Source organism: bacterium (assembly GCA_035454885.1).
Taxonomy (GTDB): domain Bacteria; phylum UBA10199; class UBA10199; order JACPAL01.
The window spans coordinates 1-22,850 of sequence record DATIGE010000071.1; the positions used below are offsets into that span (position 1 = coordinate 1).

24 protein-coding genes are annotated in these 22,850 nt (G+C 60.2%); 14 read left to right on the plus strand and 10 right to left on the minus strand.

Features of this window, described 5'->3' with window-relative positions:
• A partial coding sequence (locus VLJ37_12020; GenBank protein ID HSA60396.1) for an amidohydrolase family protein occupies nucleotides 1–381 on the minus strand: 381 nt, incomplete at its 3' end.
• A gap of 345 nt (nucleotides 382–726) precedes the next feature.
• Between VLJ37_12020 and VLJ37_12025 the strand changes: the two genes are divergently transcribed.
• Genes VLJ37_12025 through VLJ37_12035 form a run of 3 tightly spaced genes read left to right on the plus strand, consistent with a single transcriptional unit; the run spans nucleotide 727 to nucleotide 3,463 of the window.
• Nucleotides 727–1,248, plus strand: a complete 522-nt coding sequence (locus tag VLJ37_12025) for a hypothetical protein (protein HSA60397.1) — start codon at nucleotides 727–729, stop codon at nucleotides 1,246–1,248.
• Nucleotides 1,245–2,366 (plus strand): hypothetical protein, encoded by a 1,122-nt coding sequence (locus tag VLJ37_12030; GenBank protein HSA60398.1) that lies wholly within the window; start codon nucleotides 1,245–1,247, stop codon nucleotides 2,364–2,366. The genes VLJ37_12025 and VLJ37_12030 overlap by 4 nt, the downstream gene beginning before the upstream one ends.
• A complete protein-coding gene (locus VLJ37_12035; protein ID HSA60399.1) occupies nucleotides 2,363–3,463 on the plus strand; it encodes a hypothetical protein in 1,101 nt (366 codons plus the stop codon). The genes VLJ37_12030 and VLJ37_12035 overlap by 4 nt, the downstream gene beginning before the upstream one ends.
• Here VLJ37_12035 and panC read toward each other — a convergent pair.
• Nucleotides 3,455–4,297 carry a pantoate--beta-alanine ligase gene (gene panC / locus VLJ37_12040; protein ID HSA60400.1) on the minus strand — a complete coding sequence of 281 codons (843 nt, stop codon included), beginning with the start codon at nucleotides 4,295–4,297 and terminating at the stop codon, nucleotides 3,455–3,457. The two genes, VLJ37_12035 and panC, sit on opposite strands and share 9 nt — an antisense overlap.
• 116 nt (nucleotides 4,298–4,413) lie before the next feature.
• Here panC and VLJ37_12045 point away from each other — a divergent pair, with 116 nt between their 5' ends.
• Together VLJ37_12045 and VLJ37_12050 are read left to right on the plus strand one after the other, a co-directional pair.
• Nucleotides 4,414–4,713, plus strand: a complete 300-nt coding sequence (locus VLJ37_12045) for a hypothetical protein (protein ID HSA60401.1) — start codon at nucleotides 4,414–4,416, stop codon at nucleotides 4,711–4,713.
• Nucleotides 4,701–5,096: a type II toxin-antitoxin system VapC family toxin gene (locus VLJ37_12050; GenBank protein ID HSA60402.1), complete on the plus strand. Its 396-nt coding sequence runs from the start codon at nucleotides 4,701–4,703 to the stop codon at nucleotides 5,094–5,096. The genes VLJ37_12045 and VLJ37_12050 overlap by 13 nt, the downstream gene beginning before the upstream one ends.
• Here VLJ37_12050 and panB read toward each other — a convergent pair.
• Nucleotides 5,056–5,886 carry a 3-methyl-2-oxobutanoate hydroxymethyltransferase gene (gene panB, locus VLJ37_12055; GenBank protein HSA60403.1) on the minus strand — a complete coding sequence of 277 codons (831 nt, stop codon included), beginning with the start codon at nucleotides 5,884–5,886 and terminating at the stop codon, nucleotides 5,056–5,058. The two genes, VLJ37_12050 and panB, sit on opposite strands and share 41 nt — an antisense overlap.
• Before the next feature lie 205 nt (nucleotides 5,887–6,091).
• Here panB and VLJ37_12060 point away from each other — a divergent pair, with 205 nt between their 5' ends.
• On the plus strand, nucleotides 6,092–9,679 hold the full coding sequence (locus VLJ37_12060) for a thrombospondin type 3 repeat-containing protein (protein ID HSA60404.1): 3,588 nt from the start codon (nucleotides 6,092–6,094) through the stop codon (nucleotides 9,677–9,679).
• Nucleotides 9,680–9,692: 13 nt separating this feature from the next.
• Here the strand turns inward: VLJ37_12060 and VLJ37_12065 are convergent, their stop codons facing one another.
• The 3 genes from VLJ37_12065 to tsaD are packed head-to-tail and all read right to left on the minus strand — an operon-like array spanning nucleotide 9,693 to nucleotide 12,233.
• Complete coding sequence (locus tag VLJ37_12065) at nucleotides 9,693–10,334, minus strand: deoxynucleoside kinase (protein HSA60405.1); 642 nt, start codon at nucleotides 10,332–10,334, stop codon at nucleotides 9,693–9,695.
• Between the two features lie 10 nt (nucleotides 10,335–10,344).
• Complete coding sequence (gene rsmA / locus VLJ37_12070; protein HSA60406.1) at nucleotides 10,345–11,205, minus strand: 16S rRNA (adenine(1518)-N(6)/adenine(1519)-N(6))-dimethyltransferase RsmA; 861 nt, start codon at nucleotides 11,203–11,205, stop codon at nucleotides 10,345–10,347.
• Nucleotides 11,202–12,233, minus strand: coding sequence for a tRNA (adenosine(37)-N6)-threonylcarbamoyltransferase complex transferase subunit TsaD (gene tsaD, locus VLJ37_12075; GenBank protein ID HSA60407.1), 1,032 nt, complete (start codon nucleotides 12,231–12,233; stop codon nucleotides 11,202–11,204). Before tsaD ends, rsmA begins: the two co-directional genes overlap by 4 nt.
• Before the next feature lie 50 nt (nucleotides 12,234–12,283).
• Here tsaD and VLJ37_12080 point away from each other — a divergent pair, with 50 nt between their 5' ends.
• Entirely contained in the window at nucleotides 12,284–13,369 is a 1,086-nt protein-coding gene (locus VLJ37_12080) for a hypothetical protein (GenBank protein ID HSA60408.1), read from the plus strand.
• On the opposite strand, the gene VLJ37_12085 is transcribed toward VLJ37_12080, so the two are convergent.
• Nucleotides 13,366–14,172: an enoyl-CoA hydratase-related protein gene (locus VLJ37_12085; GenBank protein ID HSA60409.1), complete on the minus strand. Its 807-nt coding sequence runs from the start codon at nucleotides 14,170–14,172 to the stop codon at nucleotides 13,366–13,368. The genes VLJ37_12080 and VLJ37_12085 overlap by 4 nt on opposite strands.
• Nucleotides 14,144–14,632 (minus strand): hypothetical protein, encoded by a 489-nt coding sequence (locus tag VLJ37_12090; protein HSA60410.1) that lies wholly within the window; start codon nucleotides 14,630–14,632, stop codon nucleotides 14,144–14,146. The genes VLJ37_12085 and VLJ37_12090 overlap by 29 nt, the downstream gene beginning before the upstream one ends.
• Nucleotides 14,633–14,741: 109 nt before the next feature.
• Between VLJ37_12090 and VLJ37_12095 the strand changes: the two genes are divergently transcribed.
• From VLJ37_12095 to thiD, 5 genes are read left to right on the plus strand one after another with little or no spacing between them, the layout of a single operon-like run.
• Entirely contained in the window at nucleotides 14,742–15,848 is a 1,107-nt protein-coding gene (locus VLJ37_12095; GenBank protein ID HSA60411.1) for an ATP-binding protein, read from the plus strand.
• Nucleotides 15,845–17,281, plus strand: coding sequence for a sigma-54 dependent transcriptional regulator (locus tag VLJ37_12100; protein HSA60412.1), 1,437 nt, complete (start codon nucleotides 15,845–15,847; stop codon nucleotides 17,279–17,281). Before VLJ37_12095 ends, VLJ37_12100 begins: the two co-directional genes overlap by 4 nt.
• A gap of 35 nt (nucleotides 17,282–17,316) precedes the next feature.
• A complete protein-coding gene (locus VLJ37_12105; protein HSA60413.1) occupies nucleotides 17,317–18,024 on the plus strand; it encodes a ZIP family metal transporter in 708 nt (235 codons plus the stop codon).
• Nucleotides 18,014–18,658, plus strand: coding sequence for a thiamine phosphate synthase (thiE, locus tag VLJ37_12110; GenBank protein ID HSA60414.1), 645 nt, complete (start codon nucleotides 18,014–18,016; stop codon nucleotides 18,656–18,658). The genes VLJ37_12105 and thiE overlap by 11 nt, the downstream gene beginning before the upstream one ends.
• Complete coding sequence (gene thiD / locus VLJ37_12115) at nucleotides 18,655–19,419, plus strand: bifunctional hydroxymethylpyrimidine kinase/phosphomethylpyrimidine kinase (GenBank protein ID HSA60415.1); 765 nt, start codon at nucleotides 18,655–18,657, stop codon at nucleotides 19,417–19,419. Before thiE ends, thiD begins: the two co-directional genes overlap by 4 nt.
• Here the strand turns inward: thiD and VLJ37_12120 are convergent.
• The gene (locus VLJ37_12120; protein HSA60416.1) at nucleotides 19,398–20,195 is read right to left on the minus strand and encodes an aminotransferase class IV; all 798 of its coding nucleotides are present in this window, start codon (nucleotides 20,193–20,195) and stop codon (nucleotides 19,398–19,400) included. The genes thiD and VLJ37_12120 overlap by 22 nt on opposite strands.
• Nucleotides 20,196–20,333: 138 nt before the next feature.
• Between VLJ37_12120 and VLJ37_12125 the strand changes: the two genes are divergently transcribed.
• Nucleotides 20,334–20,654 (plus strand): hypothetical protein, encoded by a 321-nt coding sequence (locus tag VLJ37_12125; protein ID HSA60417.1) that lies wholly within the window; start codon nucleotides 20,334–20,336, stop codon nucleotides 20,652–20,654.
• Here VLJ37_12125 and pabB read toward each other — a convergent pair.
• Nucleotides 20,651–21,925: an aminodeoxychorismate synthase component I gene (pabB, locus tag VLJ37_12130; protein HSA60418.1), complete on the minus strand. Its 1,275-nt coding sequence runs from the start codon at nucleotides 21,923–21,925 to the stop codon at nucleotides 20,651–20,653. The genes VLJ37_12125 and pabB overlap by 4 nt on opposite strands.
• Here pabB and VLJ37_12135 point away from each other — a divergent pair.
• Nucleotides 21,893–22,828: an N-acyl homoserine lactonase family protein gene (locus VLJ37_12135; GenBank protein HSA60419.1), complete on the plus strand. Its 936-nt coding sequence runs from the start codon at nucleotides 21,893–21,895 to the stop codon at nucleotides 22,826–22,828. The two genes, pabB and VLJ37_12135, sit on opposite strands and share 33 nt — an antisense overlap.
• Nucleotides 22,829–22,850: the final 22 nt, after the last annotated feature.

Here is a 22,850-nt window from a genome sequence, read left to right on the forward strand (position 1 = left end):
GTACTGGCCCGCGTCGCCCACGCACGTCGTCCCGGAGCGGAGGAGCTGTCGGATGCCGTCGTCGAAGCACTGGCGGCGCCCGGCGGGCGTGAGCGACCGCCGGTGGTTCCAGCCCAAGGTGAGCCAGTCGAAGAATTCGAGAGACTCGCCGGAAGCGGTTTTTCCGTCGAAATTCATGAGGTCCAGGTGCGTGTGGGCGTTGACGAGTCCGGGCATCAAGACCGCGTGAGAATAGTCCTCGCGCTCGGCCGAGGGGTATTCGGACAGCAGCTTGGCGGCGGGACCGACATCCACGATCCGGCCGTCTTCAATGACCACGACGCCGTCCGGGATCGGTTTCTGGGAAATGGGCAGGATAAAAGGGGCTCGCAGCGCTCTCACGTTGGGAGACTTTTTATCTTAGGTGCGATGGAAAGACAATCGGCATTAAGACCCTCAGGCAAGGGACACACTTTATGACCTTGGTTCCTATTATGGGCCCATAAAAGCCATTTCTGCTCTAATTATTTCAATAAGTTAGATCTCAGCATCGCTGGCATCACGATTGCTATTCCTTAGGGTACAAACCAATCCTCGGGGCGAGTGATCGTCTCGTGGGCTCAGGGAGGGCGGGGGACGCCCCGCCCTCCTTTTTTTCCCCCCACACAACTTTTTCCGTGCACCGACGATGATAACGGTGAGCCCACGCGTCATTCCCTCGAGGAACGTCCGTAAAGGAGGTTCCTCATGATCGTTTCCTTTCCCCTAGGCGCCAGCGTCTTCATCCCTATGTCTCTGGCCTATGCCAGGAATCTGGCCTATGAGGCGGCCGTATTTTGCCTCAATCGGTCCAACGCGCCGGACTTCGAAAACAGGCTGGAGAGAGCCTGCGGCAATATCTTGCCGCCTCCTTTCTACGCCAAGGTTCTTGAGCAGCTGGTGACAGGATATGGGATCGCCTACCCGGAACGAATCTCCCCGGGGCTCGTGCGCGAGAGGCTGGAGGAGATAATGTGGGACCATCCCCACCCCTATCATTCGAAGACGGAGCCCATCGATCCAGATTTCGGCGATTGGAGAATCGAATGGGGCTCCAGCCTGACGATGGCGTCCGAGATTTCGACCAAGGACAAGGCCCTGAGACTCCTCGCCAAGACCCTTTATCGCCAACTGAGGGCCAATGGCTATGAGCCGAAAGAGCTTGTGACCCTCTCGACGGAGCTTCTGAATCTGGTGAATTCGGAGATCAAAGAGGGGGGCGGAAAATGACGGCATCTTCCTCTTTAACACCCTCCCTTCTCAGCGCCTTTCAGTTGGGGCTTCAGGCCCCGGGACTCGGGCCCCTTGTTCCTTTCTCGGCCGCATCCAGGACGCACCCCTTGATCGGCTCCCTTGTGCCTCACGGCGACCAGTTTTTGAAAATCGCAGGCGCGATGCAGGAGGAGGCGGAAAAGATGAGGGCCGAGCGAAGGCCGGCTCCGGTTGCCAAGGGTTCTTTGATCCGGCGGCTGTGGAAGTGGGCGGGGCGCGAGGGCGAAGAGTTCAGGGGCCTCCAAAATTACAAGAGGACGATCAGCGGACTCCCGAGGGCGGTCGGCAAGGCCCCGGAAGACCGGAGGCTTCAGTGGATCGTATCGGACGCCTGGCGCAACCCGGACGGATTTTCGTCCTTCGCCGTGCTTCAGAGTGGAGGAGAGAGGCAGGTCAAGGAGGTGAGGGTGTCCCGAATCCGCGAGGCGGTCCGCGTCGGCGTGACCTACGGAGTCGCGGATTTTCAGGTGAGCCAGGAGACGACCGTCGGCCTTCAGCGGGATAGCGACTTTCAGGGCCTCAGCTTTCGATTGAGACAAAAGGCCTTTGACGATATAGCGCTCCACCTCTTTGGGGGAGCGGCTATCGTCTTTTGCCACTGGCTCGTCGACCGTCTCATCGCGGGGCGCGACCAGGCGACCCTTTTAATGGATGGTCTGATCCTTGAGGACGTGGATCGAAGCACCATAGACAGACCATTCCGCCATCCGATTCCAGCGGGCGACTGGTCATTCTTTAGAGACGTGGATGTCCGCCGACGGTTCTCCTTGGCTTCGGCCCGGCCGATCCGCGCGGATCGCCTCTTCAGTGCGACCTACGAGCCCGCCTTTGAATTATTCTACAGTCCGACCGACGCGGGTGCCCACCGATCCGCCGATTTGAGCGTCCACTTCGTGAGGACAAACGCCGGTCCGCCGTTTCCAGAGCCATTCGTCGATTTTGTTCGGAAGATCGCACAAGAGATCGAGCGTCAGATCCATCACCACGGAGGGGAGGAAGAAATCCTGGCAACTCGGGAATTCGTTGAGGATCTCGTTCGCGGGTTGGGTGTCATGCAAGGAGGCCCCTCGAAATGACCGTCTCTTTTCTCACCCCCTCGTTCTTGAACGCCGTGTCCTCGGGTAGGGCGGCCATGATGACCGCCGTCTCATCCGGGCCGCCTGCGTGGCTCGGCTCTGCCAACACGCCCGAGGCGGTCATCGAGGTCTATCAACGGTACCCAAATATCTGGAAGGACGAGCGCCTTTTCGAACGCAATGACGCGGCCGACCTTGTCAGAAAGATGCAGCTGCAATCCTCCGGAGACGTCGGCGTTTTCATCGACGCGATTCAAGACCCGAATCATTCCTTTCAACATCAATACGCCGTCTATCGGGGATGGTTCCAAGCCCACAGCATGGCCAAGGTCCCCTCTCATCTTCAGAACGACGCCGTCCCCAAGTTCTTCCGCTATTTCATCAAGGACATCCTGGCCAGGCTGAGGAAGCGCCACTTCGGCAGGCCGGATTTGCCGTCTCGGAGCGAGGTCCCCCTCTGGAACACTTGGCCCTCCGACAGAAGGAGCTTGGTCCTTGATTTTCTCAAGCGCTGGGACGGCTTTCCGGAGGAACCGCAGCTTGGGAATCCCCATGTCTATTTCTTGGCGCGTACCATTTATCCGGAAGCGTTCCGGGAGGAACCGGTCTCATGGACCCCCTGTCGGGGAGCCATGCCCTCCCACTACATTCGCCCGCCCGAGGTTCGCGAGATTCGGGCGGTCCGCCGCCGGGTCACCCTACCTCAGCCCGTTTCCCGCTACCCCGAATACGAAGCCTCGGAGCCGACCATTTATTTTTGGAGGCTTCAGAAGGAGCTTCGTCTCAATGATCTACAAGACACCCCCTTCCTGAGCAACTTGATGGCCAAGTTAAAAATTGGGCCGTTAGAGGGGCGACTTCATAATCCTCTTGAGGCGACCTTGATTGATGTTCCGGAGGACCATTCCGCGGTGTCCGCCCTGGTCGAAGGCTGGGTCAAGATGTGCGTTCAAAAAGACCCTCAAACGCCGCCGGATTTTCCGAATCGGCTCTGCGCGAGGCTCGTCTTCAGAGAGAATCCTGGCCGCGATACGTATCGGACCATGGCGATTCGCGATTATTTCTATGGGGAAGAGGGACAGAGAGATTCATTCTAAGAGGCAATTATCGATGAGCCTGACTCCTTCCACGATTGCGGCGACCGCGACGAGGGACGGACGGTCGAGGATCAAAAGATCTTCCAGCGTCTCGGCATCGACGACCGCAACGTAGTCCACTTTTATCTGAGGATCACGTGAGACCTCTTTAAGGACGGCGTCCCGTAACTTTTTTGCGGTTCTCTCTCCGGCCGAAAAGAGGGAAGAGGCTTTTTCCAATGAACGAGAGAGGGCCAGGGCCTTCTTCCGTCCTTCGGGCGAGAGGCGGGCGTTCCTCGAGCTCATCGCGAGCCCACCCTTTTCGTGGACCGTCGGATGGCGGACGATCTCCACGCCCATTTTCTGCTCCTCCACCATCTCCTCGATCACGCGGACCTGCTGGTAGTCCTTCATCCCGAAGACGGCGGCTTGGGGTTTGACGATTCGCAAGAGACGGGAGACGACGGCGACGACGCCGTCGAAGTGCCCGGGGCGCGAGGCCCCTTCCAGACGCATCGCGACTTCTGGAACCGGGACCTCCGCCGAGTCGTCCTCGGCCGGGTAGATCTCGGCATCGGCCGGTGCGAAGACGGCGTCCACGCCCTCCGCCTCGCATTGTTTGAGATCGCCCTCCAGATTCCGAGCGTACTTGCGGAAATCCTCGGGGTCGTTGAACTGGCGGGGATTGACGTAGATGCTGACGACAACGACGTCCCCATGCCGACGCGCCTCGCGGAAGAGGGCGCGGTGGCCCTCGTGCAGGGCGCCCATCGTGGGGACGAAGGCGATCTTCCGGCCGGCCAGGCGGGCCGTTTCCGAGAAGGCCGCCATGTCCCTGGCTGTGCGCAGGATCATCATGTTTTCGCAGTGAAAAACAATCCGGCCCCCGAAGCAACGGTTTCTTTGCCGGTCCAAGAAAGATATTGATAGAGTCACTATAATAGTCTATATGATATGCAGGAGGTGATGCCATGGAATCCGCAGTGACCGCCTTGGAGATGCGTAAGAAATTCGGGAGCATTCTGGACCGGGTCGTCAAAAAAGGCGAGCATGTGACGATCATGCGGGGTCATCTCGCACTGGCCGTCCTGATTCCGGTGAAGGAGCACGAAAAGCAGTGCTTGGATAAAGAACGTCTGAGGACGGTCGGTGAGGTTCTGGCGGAGGTGGACGCCTGGAAGAAAGCCAATCCTTCGAAGGCGAGACGATTGGCCAAGGGTGACGCCGCCGAGGACGTCCGGAAGATGAGGGACGCCCGATGGTCGTCGTAGACACGTCGGTCGCCATTAAGTGGTTCTTCGGCGAGGCGGACTCATCGCAGGCGAGGTCTCTCTTAAAGAGTGAAGCGATCGGGGCCCCGGATCTCCTTTATTATGAATTCGCCAACTACCTCTCGATGAAGGATTTCGTGACCTCGGAAGAAGCGCGAGATTTTGTCGACCGACTTTACGCCTTGCCCTTGCAGGTCTTTCTTTTGCCGCAAAAGGCTTTCCGCCGTGCGGTCGAATTGGCCAAACGCTTTGGTTTGACCGCCTATGATGCGAGCTTCGTGGCCCTGGCCGAGGCTTTGGGGGCGGATTTTGTGACGGCGGACGCCAAACTTGTCCGAAAACTCAAGTCGCTTTCTTTCGTGAAGCCGCTTCCTGCCTCTTGAAGCTGTGTCCTTCGTCCGGAAAAAGGCCCTTCTTCACCTCGTTCACGTAGGTCCGCACGGCCTTGGGGACGGTCTTGCCGAGATCGGCGTATTTTTTGAGGAACCGCGGGTTGAAATCGGGGTTCATCCCGAGCAGGTCGTAAAGGACGAGGACCTGGCCGTCGCAATGAGGTCCTGAGGCGATGCCGATCGTCGGGACCTTGAGCGCCGCCGTGATCTTCTCCGCGAGCTCCATCGGAATCCCTTCCAGGACGATCGACCAGACGCCGGCCTCTTGGAGGGCCTTGGCCTGCTTCAAGAGATGCTTCTCCTCCTCCGCGCCCTTGCCCTGGATCTTGAAGCCGCCGTAGCGGTGGATCTTTTGAGGCTCGAGACCGATGTGGCCCATGACCGGGATGCCGACGCGGCTCATCCGGTAGACGAGCTCGGTCACCTCCTCGCCGCCTTCCACCTTCACCGATTGCGCCTTGCCCTTCTTGAGGATCTGCCCCGCGGCCTTCAGCGCCGAGCCGAACTCGGCCTGGTAGCTCATGAAGGGCATGTCGGTAACGAGCAGCGGATGCGTCAGCCCCCGCGCGACCGCGGCCGAGTGGTAGATCATGTCGTCCACGGTGACGGGGAGGGTCGAGTCGTGGCCTTGGATGACCATCCCGAGCGAATCGCCAATCAGGACGACGTCGACCGCCTCGTCCACGAGTCTCGCGAACGAGGCGTCGTAGCAGGTGACCATGGCGATCTTCTCGCCGGAGGCCTTCATTTTCTGGATCTTCGGGATCGTAAGCTGGGTCACCGCGGCATCCTATTCCGTGAGGGGTGAATTTCAATTCTTATCATAATGATAAGGATTATCCTTTTGATAAGTAGATCGGGGTTCCCGACAACACGGATCCAACGCATAGTTTCAATAAATTTGAGTTAAATCAACTGATTACCTTACATCCGCCGGAGTCGTTGCGAATTTCTATCGGCATGAGAGTTGCAGATTTCATCTCAAAATGGATCAACCGCCCTTGGGGAGATGCCGCCCGGCCAAGCTTCTTTTCTGCCTTTGTGCCCTCCTGTTTTCGCTGGCTGGGGCCGCGGCGTTTGCGGCGAAACTGGGCGGGGGGATTTCCGCCTGGGGTTGGGCCACGGGGATCGTGAAAAGGGCCCAGCAGATCTTGAGTGTCGCCCCCACGGTTGTCCAGACGGCGGTGGCCGTGGCGGCGACCGGCTGCCCCGTTCCCAAGGACCAAGACTCGGACGGCGACGCCATCCCCGATTGCTGGGAGATCCTGCCGATCGATATCAACGGAGACGGGACGACGGACCTCGATCTTCGGCCTTACGGCGTGAATCCGTTCCACAAGGATCTCTTTGTGGAGGTGGATTACATGTCAAAGAACAAGCCGCCCGAAGGTTCACTAGAGGATGTGATCCGGGCATTCAGAAATGCCCCTGTGCCCAATCCCGATCAGGTGAAAGGCGTCAAGCTTCTTTTGAGCCCTGACGGCGCAAAGCCGGCGGAGTATCTGGACGAGGCGGTTCCGGACATCGCGGAAATCTATTTTTCCGACCGCCCGGCAGGTGTCGATTTTGATTTCTGGGATTTAAAGTGGGGCTATCAAAAAAACGTTTGCGGGGTGAGAGTTACAGACGGGCATTTTGGAAGTATGACGGTACGGCAGGATTCAAATTGCTATTGGATCGATAAAGCCAGAGCGGAAGTCTTTCGTTACGCGCTTTTTGCCAATGCCTTCGCAGAAGGGATTAGCGAGGACTGCGATGGCGACAAGACGTGCGATAGCGGAATAGCAGAAATAGGAGGGAATGACCTTCTCGTCACCGAGGGGCTCTGGGAGGAGCGCAATCAGGTCATCAGAAGGCAGGAAGAAGCGGATACTTTCATGCACGAATTGGGGCATACGTTGAACCTCGATCACGGAGGACGAGACGAGATCAATTTCAAGCCGAACTATTTTAGCCTGATGAACTATGCGTATCTGTACTCCGACTTTCTTCCGAACCGCCCGCTGACCTATTCCTCGGAGCCGCTGACGGGCGTTGATGAAGACTCGCTGGATGAAACCGTTCTTTTTGAGATTCCCAAAGATTGGAGCATGATTTTCAGTTTTGAAAGAGAGGACGGAACTCCTGATTTTGCGATGATAAAAAAATCCGGCAAGTTGCAGATCGATTGGAATGTTGACGGCGAGACGGGAGAATTGAAGCAGTTCCGATCAAATATAAACGCATGGCCCAAGCGCGACTGTTCTGGAAAGATCGTCGGCGTCAACGATGGAGGAGGGCCTCTTCTCCTAGCCTACAATGATTGGTTGAATCTCGATTATGGGAAAGGGGATTCGGAGAGTTGGGAATTTGCTTCTCCGTCCGGCATAGCGGATCAAGTCAGCAAACTCCCTAGAGAACTCGACGAGCAGGAGGTAAAAAGTTTCGCTCAATCACTCGACTTTGACGATGACCACATCCCCAACCGGAATGACAACTGCCCGGGCGTTTCGAATCCTGACCAAGCCGATGCGGATGGAGATGGCGTCGGTGACGTCTGCCCGCCGAACTATCCCGTCGACCCGCCCATGGCCCTCCTAGCCATCGCGATCCGCGACTCGACGGAAACCCCGGGACCGATCCCGACCGAACGGGAGACGTTGGTCCGCTCGCCGACGGGCGCCGTCAGTCTTCCGGCTCCGCCCCGGCCTCTGACGACGGGAGACTCCTTCACGTACTACGTCGAGGTGGTCAATCAGAGCGATTTCCCGGCGCAGGGCGTGACCGTGGTGGACGTCCTGCCGACGCAGGTCAGGGTCAATGCGCTGTCCGAGGTCAGGGTCGATGCGGCCAACAACTCCACCCCCGTCACCCACGGAACCGATGTCCCGTGGGTGCAGAAGGATTCGATGCTGAGCTGGAACGTCGGGATGCTGGCCCCCAAGGAGAAGGCGATCCTGAACATCGATGTGACGATCAACGAGGAGTCGCAGCTTCGGACCAAGAGTACGACAACGGATTATGCCCAGGCCCAGGCGAGACTGAAGGCCGAGGCCGCCAAGTATCAGGCCACGTATCCAAAGGATTTTGAAACCCGCGAAACAATAGAACCTAAACTTCAGAGGATAGAGAGTGTGACTCCCTCCTTTCAAACTCCTCCTCCTGAATTGGACAACCGTGCTGTTTTGCCCATACCCCCCGTACCCATAGAAGATTCTTTTCCCATCGAAAACAGGGCCAGGGTCACCTCGTGTTGCCGGCTCCTGGGTCCCAATGAGATCGTCCAACAAGGTTTGCATGCGTACGCGCTCATCCAAGCGGCCCTGACGAAGACCGTGATGCGGAACCAGGCGGATCTGGAGGTCACTCAGAGCGCGTCGGCCTTCGAGATCCTGGCGGGAAATCCGGTGACCTACACCATCAAAGTCAAGAACAACGGCTCGGCGCCGGTCAAAAGCCTCTCACTCGCCGATACCTTATTCGATCACTCCGGAGTTGCCCTTCAGGCCGTTGACGTCAAGCAAGAGAGGGTGGAGGCCAGCCAAGGCTACGTCAAGAATGTGGCCACGGGCCGATGGAATTGGAATATAGGGACCTTGAATAGCGGCGCAGAGGCGACGCTGCGGCTTACGGTCTCTCTCTATAATAAGACATGGTTTACAAACAGCGTCGTCATTTCCACCACTTTTCCCGATCCCAATCCAAACAACAACACCGCCTCGGTCGACACCAAGGTCACGCCTTCGGCGGATCTAGCGATCTCACTGATCGTTTCGCCGGATCCCGTGACGGTCGGAGGGGTCGTCACCTACAAGATGAGCGTCTGGAATAATGGACCGAATCGCGCCACGGGTGCCTATGTTTTAGCCTATCCCCCCTCCGAGATGCGGCAAGATCCACCGACCCAGGCCGGCTGGGGGCCGGGCCCCTATGGAGGCACGCAGACCATTCTACGGTGGGATGTGGGAAATCTCGAACCCGGCCAGATGAATGTGAGGCTGATCAGAGATCAAACCCTGAGCTTGAAAGCAATGAGCCCCGGGACGGTCATTAACACCGTGAGCGTTAATTCGGCTGAGAAGGATCGTGACCTGGCTAATAATGGCTCAACAAGACAAACGACAATCAATGAGCCGGCGAGCCCGCCGCCAAGTGCCAGTCCCCCGACCCCGGCTCCGGCGCCAACGACAGCGATCCATGTCTCCGACTTCAGGCTTTCGCTTCTGACCGGCACGGTCGTCGAGTGGGTGGCGAAGGTCGTCGACCAGGCGGGGCGGGCCGTCAGTGGAGCGACGGTGACGACGGAGGTTTATTGCGGGAGCCAATGTCTGAGTCCGGGCTCCTTGTGGGCCGTCAGATCGGCAATCACGGACTCAAACGGATCAGCCAAAATGAACACCTCCGGTCTGACGGGTGCAACCGTCGGGGTCTATAAGGTGAAGGTGACATCGGCCAGCGCCCCATCCGCGACTTACAGCGCCTCGGCGAATGTCGGAACCTGCGGGACGTTCTACTATTGGGGAGGGTACGGGGGCGCGCCCGCAGGAGTCAGCTTGGACGACAGCGGGTATTGGACCGGCCAACTGTGTCCGTAAAGCAGGCCTAAAATTACTTCCCGATCGACAGGTAGGTTTTTCCACCCCGTTTTGAGGGGGCGGCGACGATGGCCTTCACGAGGCTCTCGTAGTCGGCCTCGTTCTTCACGAAATCGATGTCGGTGACGTTGACGGTCAGGAGCGGCGTTTCGGAGTAGGTGAAGAAGAATCGGTTGTAGGCCTCGGCCAGCTCCTCGAGGTAGCGATCGTCAATATGCCTTTCGTAGCCGATGCCCCGCTTGCGGATGTGTTTCTTCAAGACGTCGATCGAGGCCTGCAGAAAGACCACCAGGTCCGGCTTGGGGAGCTGGACGTCGAGCAGGCCGTAGATCTTCTCGTAGAGGAAGAGCTCCTCCTTGTTGAGGTTGAGGGTCGCGAAGATGCGGTCCTTGGAAAAAAGATAATCGCTGATAACGCCGCCGGAGAAGAGGTCGTGTTGCACGAGGTCTTTTTGCTGCTGGTAGCGGTTGATGAGGAAGAGGATCTGCGTCTTGAGGGCGTTCTTGCGGCGGTCTTTGTAGAACTCCGGCAGGAAGGGGTTCTCGTCGACCGCCTCCGAAACGAGACGGGCGTTGAAGTCCTGCGCGAGCCTCTTCGCGAGGCTCGATTTTCCGGCTCCGATGGGGCCTTCGATGGCGATGTAGCGGGGGGGCATTGCAACGTCCTTAGACCAAGGAGAGGGTGTTCGCAAGGGCCGCGAACTTCTCGATGGGAAGCATTTCGGCCCGCGCTTGAGGGGAAATGCCGGCCCCTTTCAGAGCCGCCGCGATCTCTTCTGCGGCAAATCCGCCTCCCTTGAGCGCATTCAAGATCGTCTTCCGGCGTTGCCCGAAGGCCGAACGGACGACCGTTTCGAACGTCGGAAGGTGATTGATCGGAAACCGGCAGCCGTCGCTGATCCGGAAGCGGACGATGGCCGAATCCACCTTGGGCGGCGGGGCGAAGGAGCCCGGTTTGAGCCTCATGACGATTTTGTTCTCCGAAAAGAGCTGGGTCATGACCGAGAGGATGCCGTAGGTCTTCGAGCCGGGCTTGGCGACGATGCGATCCGCCACTTCCTTTTGCACCATCACGGTGAAGCTGTGGAAGAAGGTCGAAAGCTCCAGGAGATGAAAGATGATCTCGGTCGCGACGTTGTAGGGAAGATTCGCGATGACCTTCCATGGAGGGGCTCGCGTCGCCCCCTCGGCCGGCAAAGCCGGATCGAGCCTCCCCCTCAACGCTCCTTCGGAGCTGGTTCCGAGTAGTTTTTCGAGGTTCATTTGAAGAAAGTCGCCTTCGACGATCGTCACCTTGGGATCGCCTTGGAACTTTTCTTGGAGGGCCTTCGCGAACCGCGGGTCCTTCTCGACGGCGACGAGACGTCCGGCGCGCGCGGCGATCCTCCCGGTCAGGGCGCCGGGGCCGGCGCCGATCTCGAGGACGCGGTCTTCAGGTCCGATCCCGGCCAGAGCGAGGATCTTGTCGAGCGTGACGGGGTTGAAGAGGAAGTGCTGGCCGAGGGATTTTTTCGCCGCGAAGCTCATGGCGCCCCCAGGGCGAGGTTGGAGACCGCGTTGAGCGAAAGCGGCGAGGACTGCCCCGCCAGGATCCTCCGTCCGCCCGCGTAAGCGATCATGGCCGCGTTGTCCGTCGAAAGAACCGGAGAGGCGAAAAACGCCTTCACGTCCCTCCGTGCGGCCTCTTCCGTCAGCTTCACCCGGAGCCGCGAATTGCAGGCCACGCCCCCCGTGACCAGCACCGTCTTGCAGCGCCGGTTCCTTGCGGCGGCCAACGTCTTTTCGATCAAGATGTCGACCACGGTCTCTTGGAACGAGGCGCATAGGTTGGGGAGGGGGGGCGGGCCCTTCTCGACGATTTGCTTCGCGGCGGTCTTCAAGCCGCTGAAGCTGAAATCGTATCCGGGCACCCTGGGTTTGGGAAAGTTGACGGCCTCCGGAGCGCCTTCGCGCGCCTTTTTGTCGACGATCGGCCCGCCCGGATAGCCGAGCCCCAGGATCTTGGCCACCTTGTCGAAGGCCTCGCCGGCGGCGTCATCCCGCGTGCCACCCAGGAATTCATAGTCCCCGAATTTCTTCACGAGATAGAGCGCCGTATGTCCGCCGGAGACGACCAGTCCGATATGCGGGTACCGGATCCCCGGATGCTCCAAGAAAGGCGCGTTCAAGTGTCCTTCCAGGTGGCTGACGCCGATGAACGGGATGCCGAGCCCGAAGGCGTAGGCCTTGGCGAAGGAGAGGCCCACGAGCAGCGAGCCGATCAGACCCGGCGCGTGGGTGACGGCGATGCCTCCGATCTCCTTTTGCGGGACGCCGGCCTTCTTCAGCGCCTCCTCCACGAGCGGACGAATGATCTCGATGTGCCGCCGGCTCGCCAATTCCGGAAAGATCCCCCCGTAGGGGGCGTGGATCTCGTGTTGGGAGGCGATCAAATTGGACAAGATGCGTGCTGTAGGGGCGAACCTAGTGTTCGCCCTTCGCCGCGATGTCTCGCGAAACTCCACGACCGCAGCCGCCGTTTCATCGCAGGAGGTTTCGATACCGAGGACGATCATCACTGACACATACTCCGCAACTTGGAACATTTCCAGACGATCTGACGGTTGTGCCGGCAACGATCGCATTTCCCCCTGGTTGGTTGTCCGCGGCCCTCGAGGCCTCCGCGAGCGCGCTCGGGTCCGATTCGGCAACCGCTCTGGGCGGGGTGGAGGCTTCAGACCTCGACTCCGGAGCGGCCTGGCGCAGGCTCAAGGCCTTGCAGGACGGACAGGCGCCGAGGATCGTGGATTTCGGCCTTTCCTACCGCGTGCTCGACGTCGAAAGGACGGAGGACGGCATCCTCCACTACGCCCGGCGCGTGGATCCGGCCGGCCTAAGCGAGCCGTGGGCGGTTTTCTTTCAGGCCAGGCCGGAGGATGCCGACTGCGATCTGTTGGTTCCCCGGCAGATCAGGGACTACCTCCTTGCGATCTACGCGGAAGAGGACATCAGGGCCCTGCCGGAAGAGATCACCTCTCCCCAAGTCGAATCGCTGACCACCGCGGAGACGGCGAACGGCGCTCGCGTTCATGAGGTCTCTTTCCAGAACCGTCACCGCCTGCGGATCGTCTACGAGCGGGACGGTCTCATGCCATCCCTGAAGGGTCTCTTGAATTACCTCGGCCACATCCCCTTGTCCGCCCTGACCCAACTCGATGAAATCCGCATGTCCGGCGAGCGGAACGGCGAGGTCGGCCATACCTTTCGCGAAGGCGGCCGTCTCGTCTCCGTCCTCTACCCCCTGGGCGACGAGACGGATGTCCCCGCCGGGACCCCCTCTCTGAAGGAGTTGAAGGCCCGCCACATCAGGACGCTCTACACGTTCCTGCACGAGATCTTCGGTCACGGTCTGGCCTACAAGAACCGGTTCATCCGGCGCGAGATGATCAAGATCTGGTGTTCCGGCGAGGCGGCCCCGTCGGATTATGCCCGAATCTCCGACGAGGAGTGGTTTCCGGAAGGGGTGGCGGAGAGATGGGTCAGGGTCGTGAATCGCGACCCGGAACTTGGCCTTTGGGACCGGAGATTTCCTTATCTCTCGGGATTGATCCTGAACCTCTTGGGTGCCCTGGAGGGATATGTCGCGCCCGCCACGTCGAACATCGATCTCGGTGCCCGGCTCATGCGCCCTCTGGGTCTCGAAGACGACTAATCCCGGACCTTGTTGAATGAGGCCTTCCTCTTCTCCAAGAACGCCGAAACCCCTTCCTGAAAATCCGGCAAGGTCGACGACCAGGCGATCGCCTGGCGCTCGCGCTCGAGCTGGGCGGAAAGCGTGGAATAAAGGCTCGCCTGAAGCAGCTTCTTGACGCGGCCCAAGGCCTTTCGCGGGGCGGCCGCCAGGCGTTCGGCGATGTCCTGAACCGTCTTTTCCAAATCGGCCGCGGGCACCACGCGGTTGACCAGGCCGGCCGACAACGCCTCCGAGGCCGTCAGAGTGTCCCCCAGGAAGAGGATCTCCGCCGCCTTCGCGAGCCCGACGATCCGCGGCAGGTGGTAGGTGGCGCTGCCGTTGGCGACCAGTCCCAGGCGAATCGTCGCCGCGCTGAACTCGGCCTGTTCCGAGGCGATCCGAAGGTCGGCCCCGAGGACGAGGCCGAAGGCGATCCCGCCCGCAAAACCCGGCACGGCCGCCAGTACGGGTTTGTCCGAGGCCTTCATCTCCCGGACCGCCGTGTGAATGAGACGGGAAATCTCCGAAAAGAACGCGGAACACCTTTTCTTGTTCGAGACCATTTGGCCCATGAGCTTGATGTCGCCGCCGGCCGAAAACACCTCGCCCGTTCCGGTCAAGACGAGCACGCGGACGTCTTTGGCGCGGACGGCCTCGCGGACGGCCTGGAGGATTTCGCCCGCCATTTCGATGTGAAACGCGTTTCTCGCCTCCGGGCGGTTGAAGGCGATCCAGAGGGCGGGGCCTTGACGTTCAACGGTGATATGACGGTAGGTCTTCATGTCGGCTCCCGAGGTACTTGTTGAGGCTGAAATAATTCATCGGCGTTGTGTCCTTGTCGAAGCGGTGAAACCAGATGAGGATTCCGTTCACGGGCGCGACAACGAGCATCATGAGATCCGCCAAGAGGACGACACCCGTGGAGACATAAGGAATTTGGAGGAGCGCGAGGGCCGAGGCGATCGCGAGGATGTAGGACGTGGGGACGCGGGCCTTCAGAAAGTGGACCTCGATCCCGATCTTTTGCCGCGGTCCGTCCGTCCGCTCGGAGCCGGGATACCACCGGATCAGATCGCAGGCAAAAATGAAGAGGCAGCACGCCACGAGGAAGAGAAACAATCCTCCCCGCCAATCAAAGGGCAGGAGGTGCTTCCAAAGTTGGAGGCCCGCCAGCACGACGCCCGCCACTTCGAGCGAACGGACGACCGGGCTCTCACGATTGAAGAGGGTCTTCAGTGACATCCGAGGGGCTGGAATTTCCTACGTCCGTCGCGGAGAGTCAACCGGCGTCCGGAAATCCCACTTGCCTTCTCGCGAGGGCCCTTCTACGATGCCTAATTATTAGGCAGCTATGCATTTTACCCGCAAAATACGACCCTCTTGGGAGACCATCTTCTCATCATTCGGCGACGGTTTGGTGATCTTGGACACGGAGTGGAGGGTCATCGCCATGAACCCGGCGGCGGAGACCATCACCGGGTTTTCCGCCGAGTCGACCCTGGGTCTTCCGCTTCCCGAAGCCTTTCCCCGGAACAACGGTGTCTTTGAAAAACTGGAGGCCGCTCTCCGGGAGGGCGCGGCGCTGACGCTCCGCGAAATGCCCTGGTCGGGCCACGGGCGCGCGCGCGCCACGGTGGACGTCTCGGTGACGCCGCTGACGGGTGACGACGGCGATCTCACGGGCTGGATCCTGGTCTTTCGCGACATCACGCCGGTCAAGAAGCTGGAGGAGGAGGTCCGGAAGGCCGACCGGTTGGCGATGATGGGGACGATCGCCGCGGGGCTGGCGCACGAGATCAAAAATCCCCTGGGCGGCATCAAGGGCGCCGCCCAGCTCCTCACCCGCGGCAAGCTCCCGCAGGAGTCGGCGGAATATCTTCAGATCATCGTCAAGGAAGCGGACCGCGTGAACCGCCTGGTGAACCAGCTTCTGACGTTCGCCCGTCCCAAGGACTTGAAAATCGACAAGGTCAACATCAACGAGCTCATCGACGCCCTCCTCATCCTTCAGAAAGAACCCATCGAGAAGCGCGGCATCCGCATCGTCCGCGAGTTCGACCCGAGCCTTCCGCCCGTCCTGGGGGACGCGGACGAACTCAAACAGGTCTTCTTGAACTTCATCGTGAACGCCTCCGATGCGGTGGCGGAACGGCACCCCGAAGGAGAGGGCGAGATCCGCTTCAAAACGCGCATCATCACCAATTTCAAGATGAAGGGAGCGGAAAGGCGGAAGCCGTGGCGGATGGTTTCGACGGAAATCCGCGACAACGGCACGGGAATCAAGGCGGAGGACACGGACAAGATTTTCACGCCGTTCTTCACCACGAAAGAGAAAGGGTACGGGTTGGGACTCGCCGTCACCCAGCGCGTGATCCATGAGCACGGCGGGGCGATCAATCTGACGACGGAAGAAGGCAAGGGGACGACGTTTCAAATCCTACTGAGGAGTTCTTTATGACAGAGGCTCGCATTCTGGTGGCTGACGACGAGGAAAGTCTCCGGGTCGTGATCCGCAATTCCCTCCGGCACAAGGGTTACGCGGTCGATTGCGCCGAGGACGGCAGGCAGGCGTCCAAAATGGTCGACCAACAGAAGTACGACGTCGTTCTCCTCGACATCCGGATGCCGGAGATCGACGGGTTCAAGTTGCTGGAGCGGATCCGGCAGATCGAGAACCCGCCTCCCGTCATCATGATGACGGCCCAGGACACGATGAAGAACGCCATCGACGCGATGAAGAAAGGCGCGTTCGATTATCTCACCAAGCCCTTCGACATCGATGAACTCGACATCCTGGTGCAGAAGGCGTTGAAGGAGCGGGCCCTGGAGACGGAGGTGGAGCATCTCCGTCAGGAGGTGAAGGAGTTTCAAATGGGGCCCCACATGATCGTGGGGGAGAGCCGTCCGGTCCGGGAGCTTTACAAGATGATCGGCAAGCTGGCCGCGCGCGACGTGACCGTGCTGATCCAGGGCGAGTCCGGAACCGGCAAGGAGCTCATGGCGCGATCGATCCACTACGAGAGCGACCGGGCTTCGCAGCCGTTCGTGGCCGTCAACGTCGCGGCCATTCCCAAGGAACTGCTCGAAAGCGAGCTGTTCGGCCACGTGCGCGGGGCCTTCACCGGGGCGAACGACGAACGGATCGGTTATTTTGAAAAGGCCGGCAAGGGGACGATCTTTCTCGATGAGATCGGGGAATTGCCCCTCAATCTGCAGGCGAAGATCCTTCGCGTCCTCCAAGAGAGGGAGATTCAAAGGCTGGGCAGCTCCGAGCCGATGGCCGTGCATGCCCGCGTCATCGCGGCCACCAACCAGAACCTCTCCAAGATGGTGAAGGAAAAAAAGTTCCGGGAGGACCTTTTTTACCGTTTGAACGTCGTGCCCCTGGAGATTCCGCCCCTCAGGGTGCGAAAGGACGATATCCCGCTCCTGGCGAATTACTTCGTCAAAAAATTCTGCGACGAGCTGGCCTCGCCCGCCAAGCAGATCGCTCCCGAAGTCATGAAGGTGCTCAAGGGCTACCCGTGGCCGGGGAACGTGCGGGAACTGGAGAACGTCGTGAAGCGGGCCATCGTCCTCTCTCCCGGCCCGACGATCGGTCCGGAGGTCGTGACGCCGTTCCTGGGCGATGCCCTCGGCAACGTCGACATGGACGAGATCGCGCTCGAGGACATCGTCCGCAAGAAACTTGCCTCTTTTCTCTCCAAGTGGGATGGCTACGACGTCGAGGATCTCTACGACGCGGTGATGAACCGGGTCGAGAGGCCGCTCCTGGAGCTCATCTTGGAGAGGACGCGCGGCAACCAGATCCGGGCCGCGAAGATGCTGGGCATCAACCGGAACACGCTTCACAAGAAGATGAAGGACCTGAAGATCGCGACGAAACCATGAACTCCTTCTGGCCCGATCTCGGAGTTTATTCCGGCATGATCTCCACGTCCGTCGTGGCCGGCGGGATCGTGCCCGTCTTTCTTTCGTGGACGCGCAAGTACGTCCACTATCTCCTGGCCTTTTCGGCCGGACTCATGCTGGGCGCGACGCTCATCCATCTTTTTCCCGCGTCGGTGGGGCTCCTGGGCGAGAGCGCCTCGCTCTGGGTTCTGGCCGGATTTCTCTTTCTCTACGTCTTCCAGAAATTCCTGACGGTCCATATCTGCGAGATGCTCGAGTGCGAGGTCCATAGCTTGGGCATATCCGCCACCATCGGCATTTGCGCCCATTCCCTGACCGACGGTATCGCTCTGGGTTCGGGCCTTCTCGTCAGCGAGCTGGGCTTCGTCGTCTTTCTCACGATCTTCTTCCACAAGCTTCCCGAAGCCTTCGCCTTGACCACCGTGCTCCTTCACGAGCGCCACGCGAGGTCGCGGATCATCCTGCTCAACGTCGTCCTCATCCTGACGGTCCCTTTGGGCGCGGTCCTGGTGCGCTCCTTCGGGGCGGTGCATCCCGAGTTCATCGGAGCGGCGCTCGCCTTCTCCGCCGGGACCTTTCTCCACGTTTCTCTGTCCGACTTGCTCCCCCACGTGCACGAACACGCGGAGCGCCAAGTTCCGATCGTCATCTCGTTCGTTCTGGGATTGGCGGCCATGTGGGCGGTGGAACTCTTCGTTCACCGGCACGGACATGCGTTCTAAACCCGCGGTCCGCGGCTTATACGCCATCGTCGACTCCACCGTGACCCCTGAGACTGATTTGTCCGTCTTGACCGAGGAATACCTTCGGGGCGGGGCCTCCGTCATCCAGCTTCGGGACAAACGGCGCCTTGAGTCCCCGGACCGCGAACGGATCTTCCGCGATACGGCAGGCCGCATTCAGGATCTCAAGGCTCGTTTCGATTTTATCTGGATCGTGAACGACGATCTCGGGGTGGCCAAGGCGATCGGCGCCGACGGCGTCCACGTCGGCAGGGACGACCCCTCCCCCGAGGAATGCCGGCGGATTCTGGGGCCGGACAAGATCATCGGGTATTCGTCGCATGGCCTGGAGGAGGCCGTGGGCGCCGAACGCCGCGGAGCCGACTATATCGCCTTCGGAGCGATCTTTTCCACGCCCACCAAGGGGCCCGGCCATCCCGTCCAGGGGCTGGAAAAGCTGAGGCAAGTCGTGAAAGCGGTCAAGATCCCCGTGGTGGCGATCGGGGGCATCAACCGCTCAAACATCAAGGATGTGCTTGCGACCGGCGTTCACTCTGTGGCTATGATCTCCGCATTGGCAAAAACGGGGGATCGCATCGAGGAGGCGAGATATTTTTCCGCGCTTTTTAAGTGAAAACCGTCCTTACAATCGCGGGTTCTGACCCTTCCGGCGGAGCCGGCATTCAGGTCGACCTCATGGCGTTCCACTCCCTGGGGGTGCACGGCGTGACGGCCATCACCGCGGTCACCTCCCAGAACGAAAAGCGCTTTTTCTCTCTCAATCCCGTCTCCTCCCGCCTTCTGCGCGAACAAATTCAGGCGATCACCGCCGTCCACCGTGTCGACGCCATCAAGATCGGCATGCTCGGCACCGAGGACAACGTCTTCGCCATCTACCGTTTCCTCGACCAGATGAAGGGCGAGTACAAGGACAAGGACAAGATTCCCAAGGTCGTCTTGGATCCCGTCTTCAAATCGTCGACCGGGGCCCTTCTCATCGACCCCAAGGGCATGGCCATCCTGACGCAGTTCCTGGTTCCGCTCGTCACTCTCGTCACTCCCAATCTGGATGAGGCCGAGATCATGGCCAAGATGAAGGTGAAGAACGTCGAGGACATGCGCGAGGCCGCCCTCCATATCCACACGGTGTGCAAAGGTGTGAAAGCGGTGCTCGTCAAAGGCGGACATTTGAAGGAGGACCCGGTGGACGTCCTCTATGACGGCAAGGATTGGACGATCTTCCCGTCGCGCAAGAAGTTCGTCCGCGGCGCTCACGGGACCGGCTGCGCCCTCTCCGCCGCCATCGCCGCGCACCTGGCTCGCGGATATTCCCTCGAAAAGGCGATCGAGCGTTCGAAGGAGTTCGTTTCCGACTACATCCGGGCGAGGGTTTGAAACGCGCCCAGCAGTCTCCGCGTTACGGGACCCGGCGCGCCCACGCCGATCTTCTTTCCCTCCACCCATCCCACCGGCATGACATCCTTGAGCGTGCTGGTGAGAAACGCCTCGTGGGCGCCGAAGAGGTCCTTCGGGCGGAGCGAACGTTCCCTCACCGGGATCTTCAGCTTCTTGGCCAGCTCCATCACGACTTTCCGCCGGGTTCCGGCGAGGAGCCCGTCGATGAGCGGAGGCGTGAACAAGACGCCGTTCTTGACGATGAAGACGTTGCTCGAGGCCGCCTCGGTCACCAGGCCCGATTCGCTGAGGAGCAGCGCTTCGTCGGCGCCCCGTCGCGCGGCCTCGCGTCTGGGGATCATCCGGCTCAAGTAACTGGTCGTCTTGATCGGAGCGAGGGACTTCGAGTCGGCGAGGAACGAGCGGGCGAAGACGACCCTCGCGCCCTCCCGGTAGCAGCGGGCGGGATACGGCTTAAAAGGTTTTGCCGTGATGACGACGCGCGGCTTTCCCTCGGAGGTCTCCGAGAGCATGACGCGGACGGTTGCGTCCTTCAGGCGGTTTCGGCGAAGGAGGCCTGCGATCGCGCCCAAGAAGCGTCGCGGGGAAAGGGGCATCTTGAGGCCGATCCGCCGGGCGTTTTTCCGGAGCCGCGCGTCATGGAGGGGGAAAAAGAGGACCCGGCCTCCGGCCGCCCGGAGCGTCTCGAAAAGCCCGATACCATAGAGATAGGACGAGTCCGAGACGGGCACGGAAGCGCGCCTTTCCGGGATCATTTTACCGCCGATCCAGACCGCTAAAGCCCTTCTGGAGCGCATTAGCTGTCGACTCCCTGCGTCATATCGCCTCATTTTTCATGAAATACCCCGCATCTTTTTGAGACAACCTACCGATAATATAAGTGGAGGGACAGTATGATTAGCACCCTTTTTCTGGTCATAGCCCTGTTTCCGGTCATGATCGGCCTGGGCTACATCCTGACGCCGCGCAAGATGAAGAAGATACAGGCCTGGTTCCGCAAGAGGCTGGAAAAGGTGGAAGTCCGCTTCTACAAAGCCCATCGCAAGGTCGGTTTGGGATTCTTGGGCCTCGGTTGCCTCATGCTCTTTACCTACTTCCAGCCGATCTGGATCTACAACATGTTCGTCGCCGCCCGCATCGTCATGGGCGTCTTTTTCCCGGAGGCGTTCCAGGAGTTTCAGCCGGTCCAGGCCATCCCCATGGTGTGCATCTAGGCGTTTAACGCCCCGACCATCCCCTTGGCCTTCACCAACGTTTCCTTGTATTCCGACTCCGGATCAGAATCGGCCACGATCCCGCCTCCGGACCAGAAGTGCGCTCGACCTTCTTTGACGACCATCGTCCTGATCGCCACGTTGAACTGGGCCTTGCCGTTCAGGCTCACGTAACCGATCGCCCCGCAATAGACCTCGCGGGCATGGGGCTCAAGCTCCCGGATCACCTGCATGGCACGGACCTTCGGCGCCCCGGTGACCGAGCCGCCTGGGAATGTCGCTTTCAAGAGGTCGAGGATGTCCCGGCCGACCTCCAATTCCCCTTCGATCGTCGAAACCAGATGATGGACCTGGGGATAGGTCTCGACCGTCCTTAAGTCCCGCACGCGAACGCTGCCCGTCCGGCAGACGCGGCCCAGGTCGTTCCTCTCCAGGTCGGTGATCATCAAGAGCTCCGCACGATCCTTGGGACTCGACAGGAGTTCTTCCTTCAGCGCGGCGTCTTCGTCGCCGTCGTTTCCGCGCGGCCGGGTGCCTTTGATCGGACGGGTCACGATCTTTGAGCCCGCCAGCTCCAGGAAACATTCCGGAGACGAGGAGAGGATCTGGGCACCGCCCAGATTCAAAAAAGCCGCATAAGGAGAAGGGCTGACGGAGCGCAGGCGTTCATAGATGACGGCCGGGGGATGGGAGACGGGGGCGGTGAACTTCTGGGAGAGGTTGACCTGGTAACAGTCGCCCGCCGCGATGTACTCGCGGATCTTGCGGACCGCCGCCAGATATTCGTTCCGAGTGAAGTTGCTCTCAAGTGCGCCAGCGGGGAGGGGGGTGACTCGCAGCCCGGAGGGCGGGGGGCCGCCCGTGGACCTCTTCGCAGGACGCTCAGGCGGTCCCCGGTCGACCCCCCGCCCTCCGGGCCTCCATTGCAACCAACGACCTTCGTTCCGGACGTGATCGAACAGGTAAAACCGATCATAAAACGCGAGCGTCGCCTTGGGTATCAGCGCTGGTTCCCTGGGGGCAACCTTTCCAATGGTCTCGGGATAAAGCTCGTAACCCAAGTATCCGATCCATCCGCCGGCGAACGGGAGGTCCGGCGCGTCGACCGCGGGCGTCTCTCGCAGCCGTCCCCGGAGGTCATCGAGGAAGGAGACGCCGTCCTTGGGCTCCAGGACGTAAAGCGGGTCGGAGGCGGCGATCGAATAACGCCCGCCCAGGGAGGACTCCAGAAGCGCGAAATGCGGCCGTTCGAATTCATGGATTTCAGTCATCAGGTGTGGCATCCCATCACGCGCATGCTCCGTAAATCAAGGCTCGCGCTTTTCTTCGCACTGGCCGTCGGGCTGAGGGCCTCCGTCCTCTTTGCAAGCGACGGCGTCACGATCGCCCCCAAGACGACCGGTTGGTTCCGGACCGACTTCAAGTACATGGTCGAGGGCGGCGCACCGGAAAAAATCAGGATCCCCATTCCCTTTTACGTCATCCGACATCCCCGGGGCATCGTCCTCTTCGACAGCGGGCTCGGGGTTTCGTTTCTGGAGCAGTCCGATGCCTGGTGGCCCCATCGTCTCGTGAACCATTTTTTTCCGGCGGAGTTTCAACCGAAGGACGCGGCGGTCGAGCAATTGAAGGCGGAGGGGATCGCCCCGGAGGACGTGACGTACGTCGTCGTGTCCCACCTTCATTACGATCATGCCGGAGGACTCTTGGATTTTCCGAAGGCGACGATCGTCGTCTCCCGGGCGGAGTGGGAGCATGCGAATGTCGGACGCTGGAAGGCCCGGTTTCGAGGGGTCATGTCGGAACAATTGTCGGGACTCTCCGGCCGCGTGCAAGCCGTCGACTACGGTGATGGCGATCGCTTCGACCTCTTCGGCGACGGAGCTCTCATCCTCCTCTCGACCCCGGGCCATACGCCGGGTCATCAATCGCTCCTTGTCATGACCGGCTCGGGAAGAAAGGTCCTGCTCACCGGCGACGCGGTCTGGGTCAGGGAGAACTATCAGAGACCGGCCCCGAAGTCCTTTTTCATCCGGCATTTGGAGGAAGACGCCGGGCCGGCCTGGGCCTCCACGCTCAAGATCCGCGAATTCGCCGAAAAGAATCCGGACGCCTTGATCATTCCCGGCCACGACCCTTCTGTTTGGAAGGAATTGCCCTCCGAAATCCGCTAGCCTCCCCCGGGAAGACGCGCCG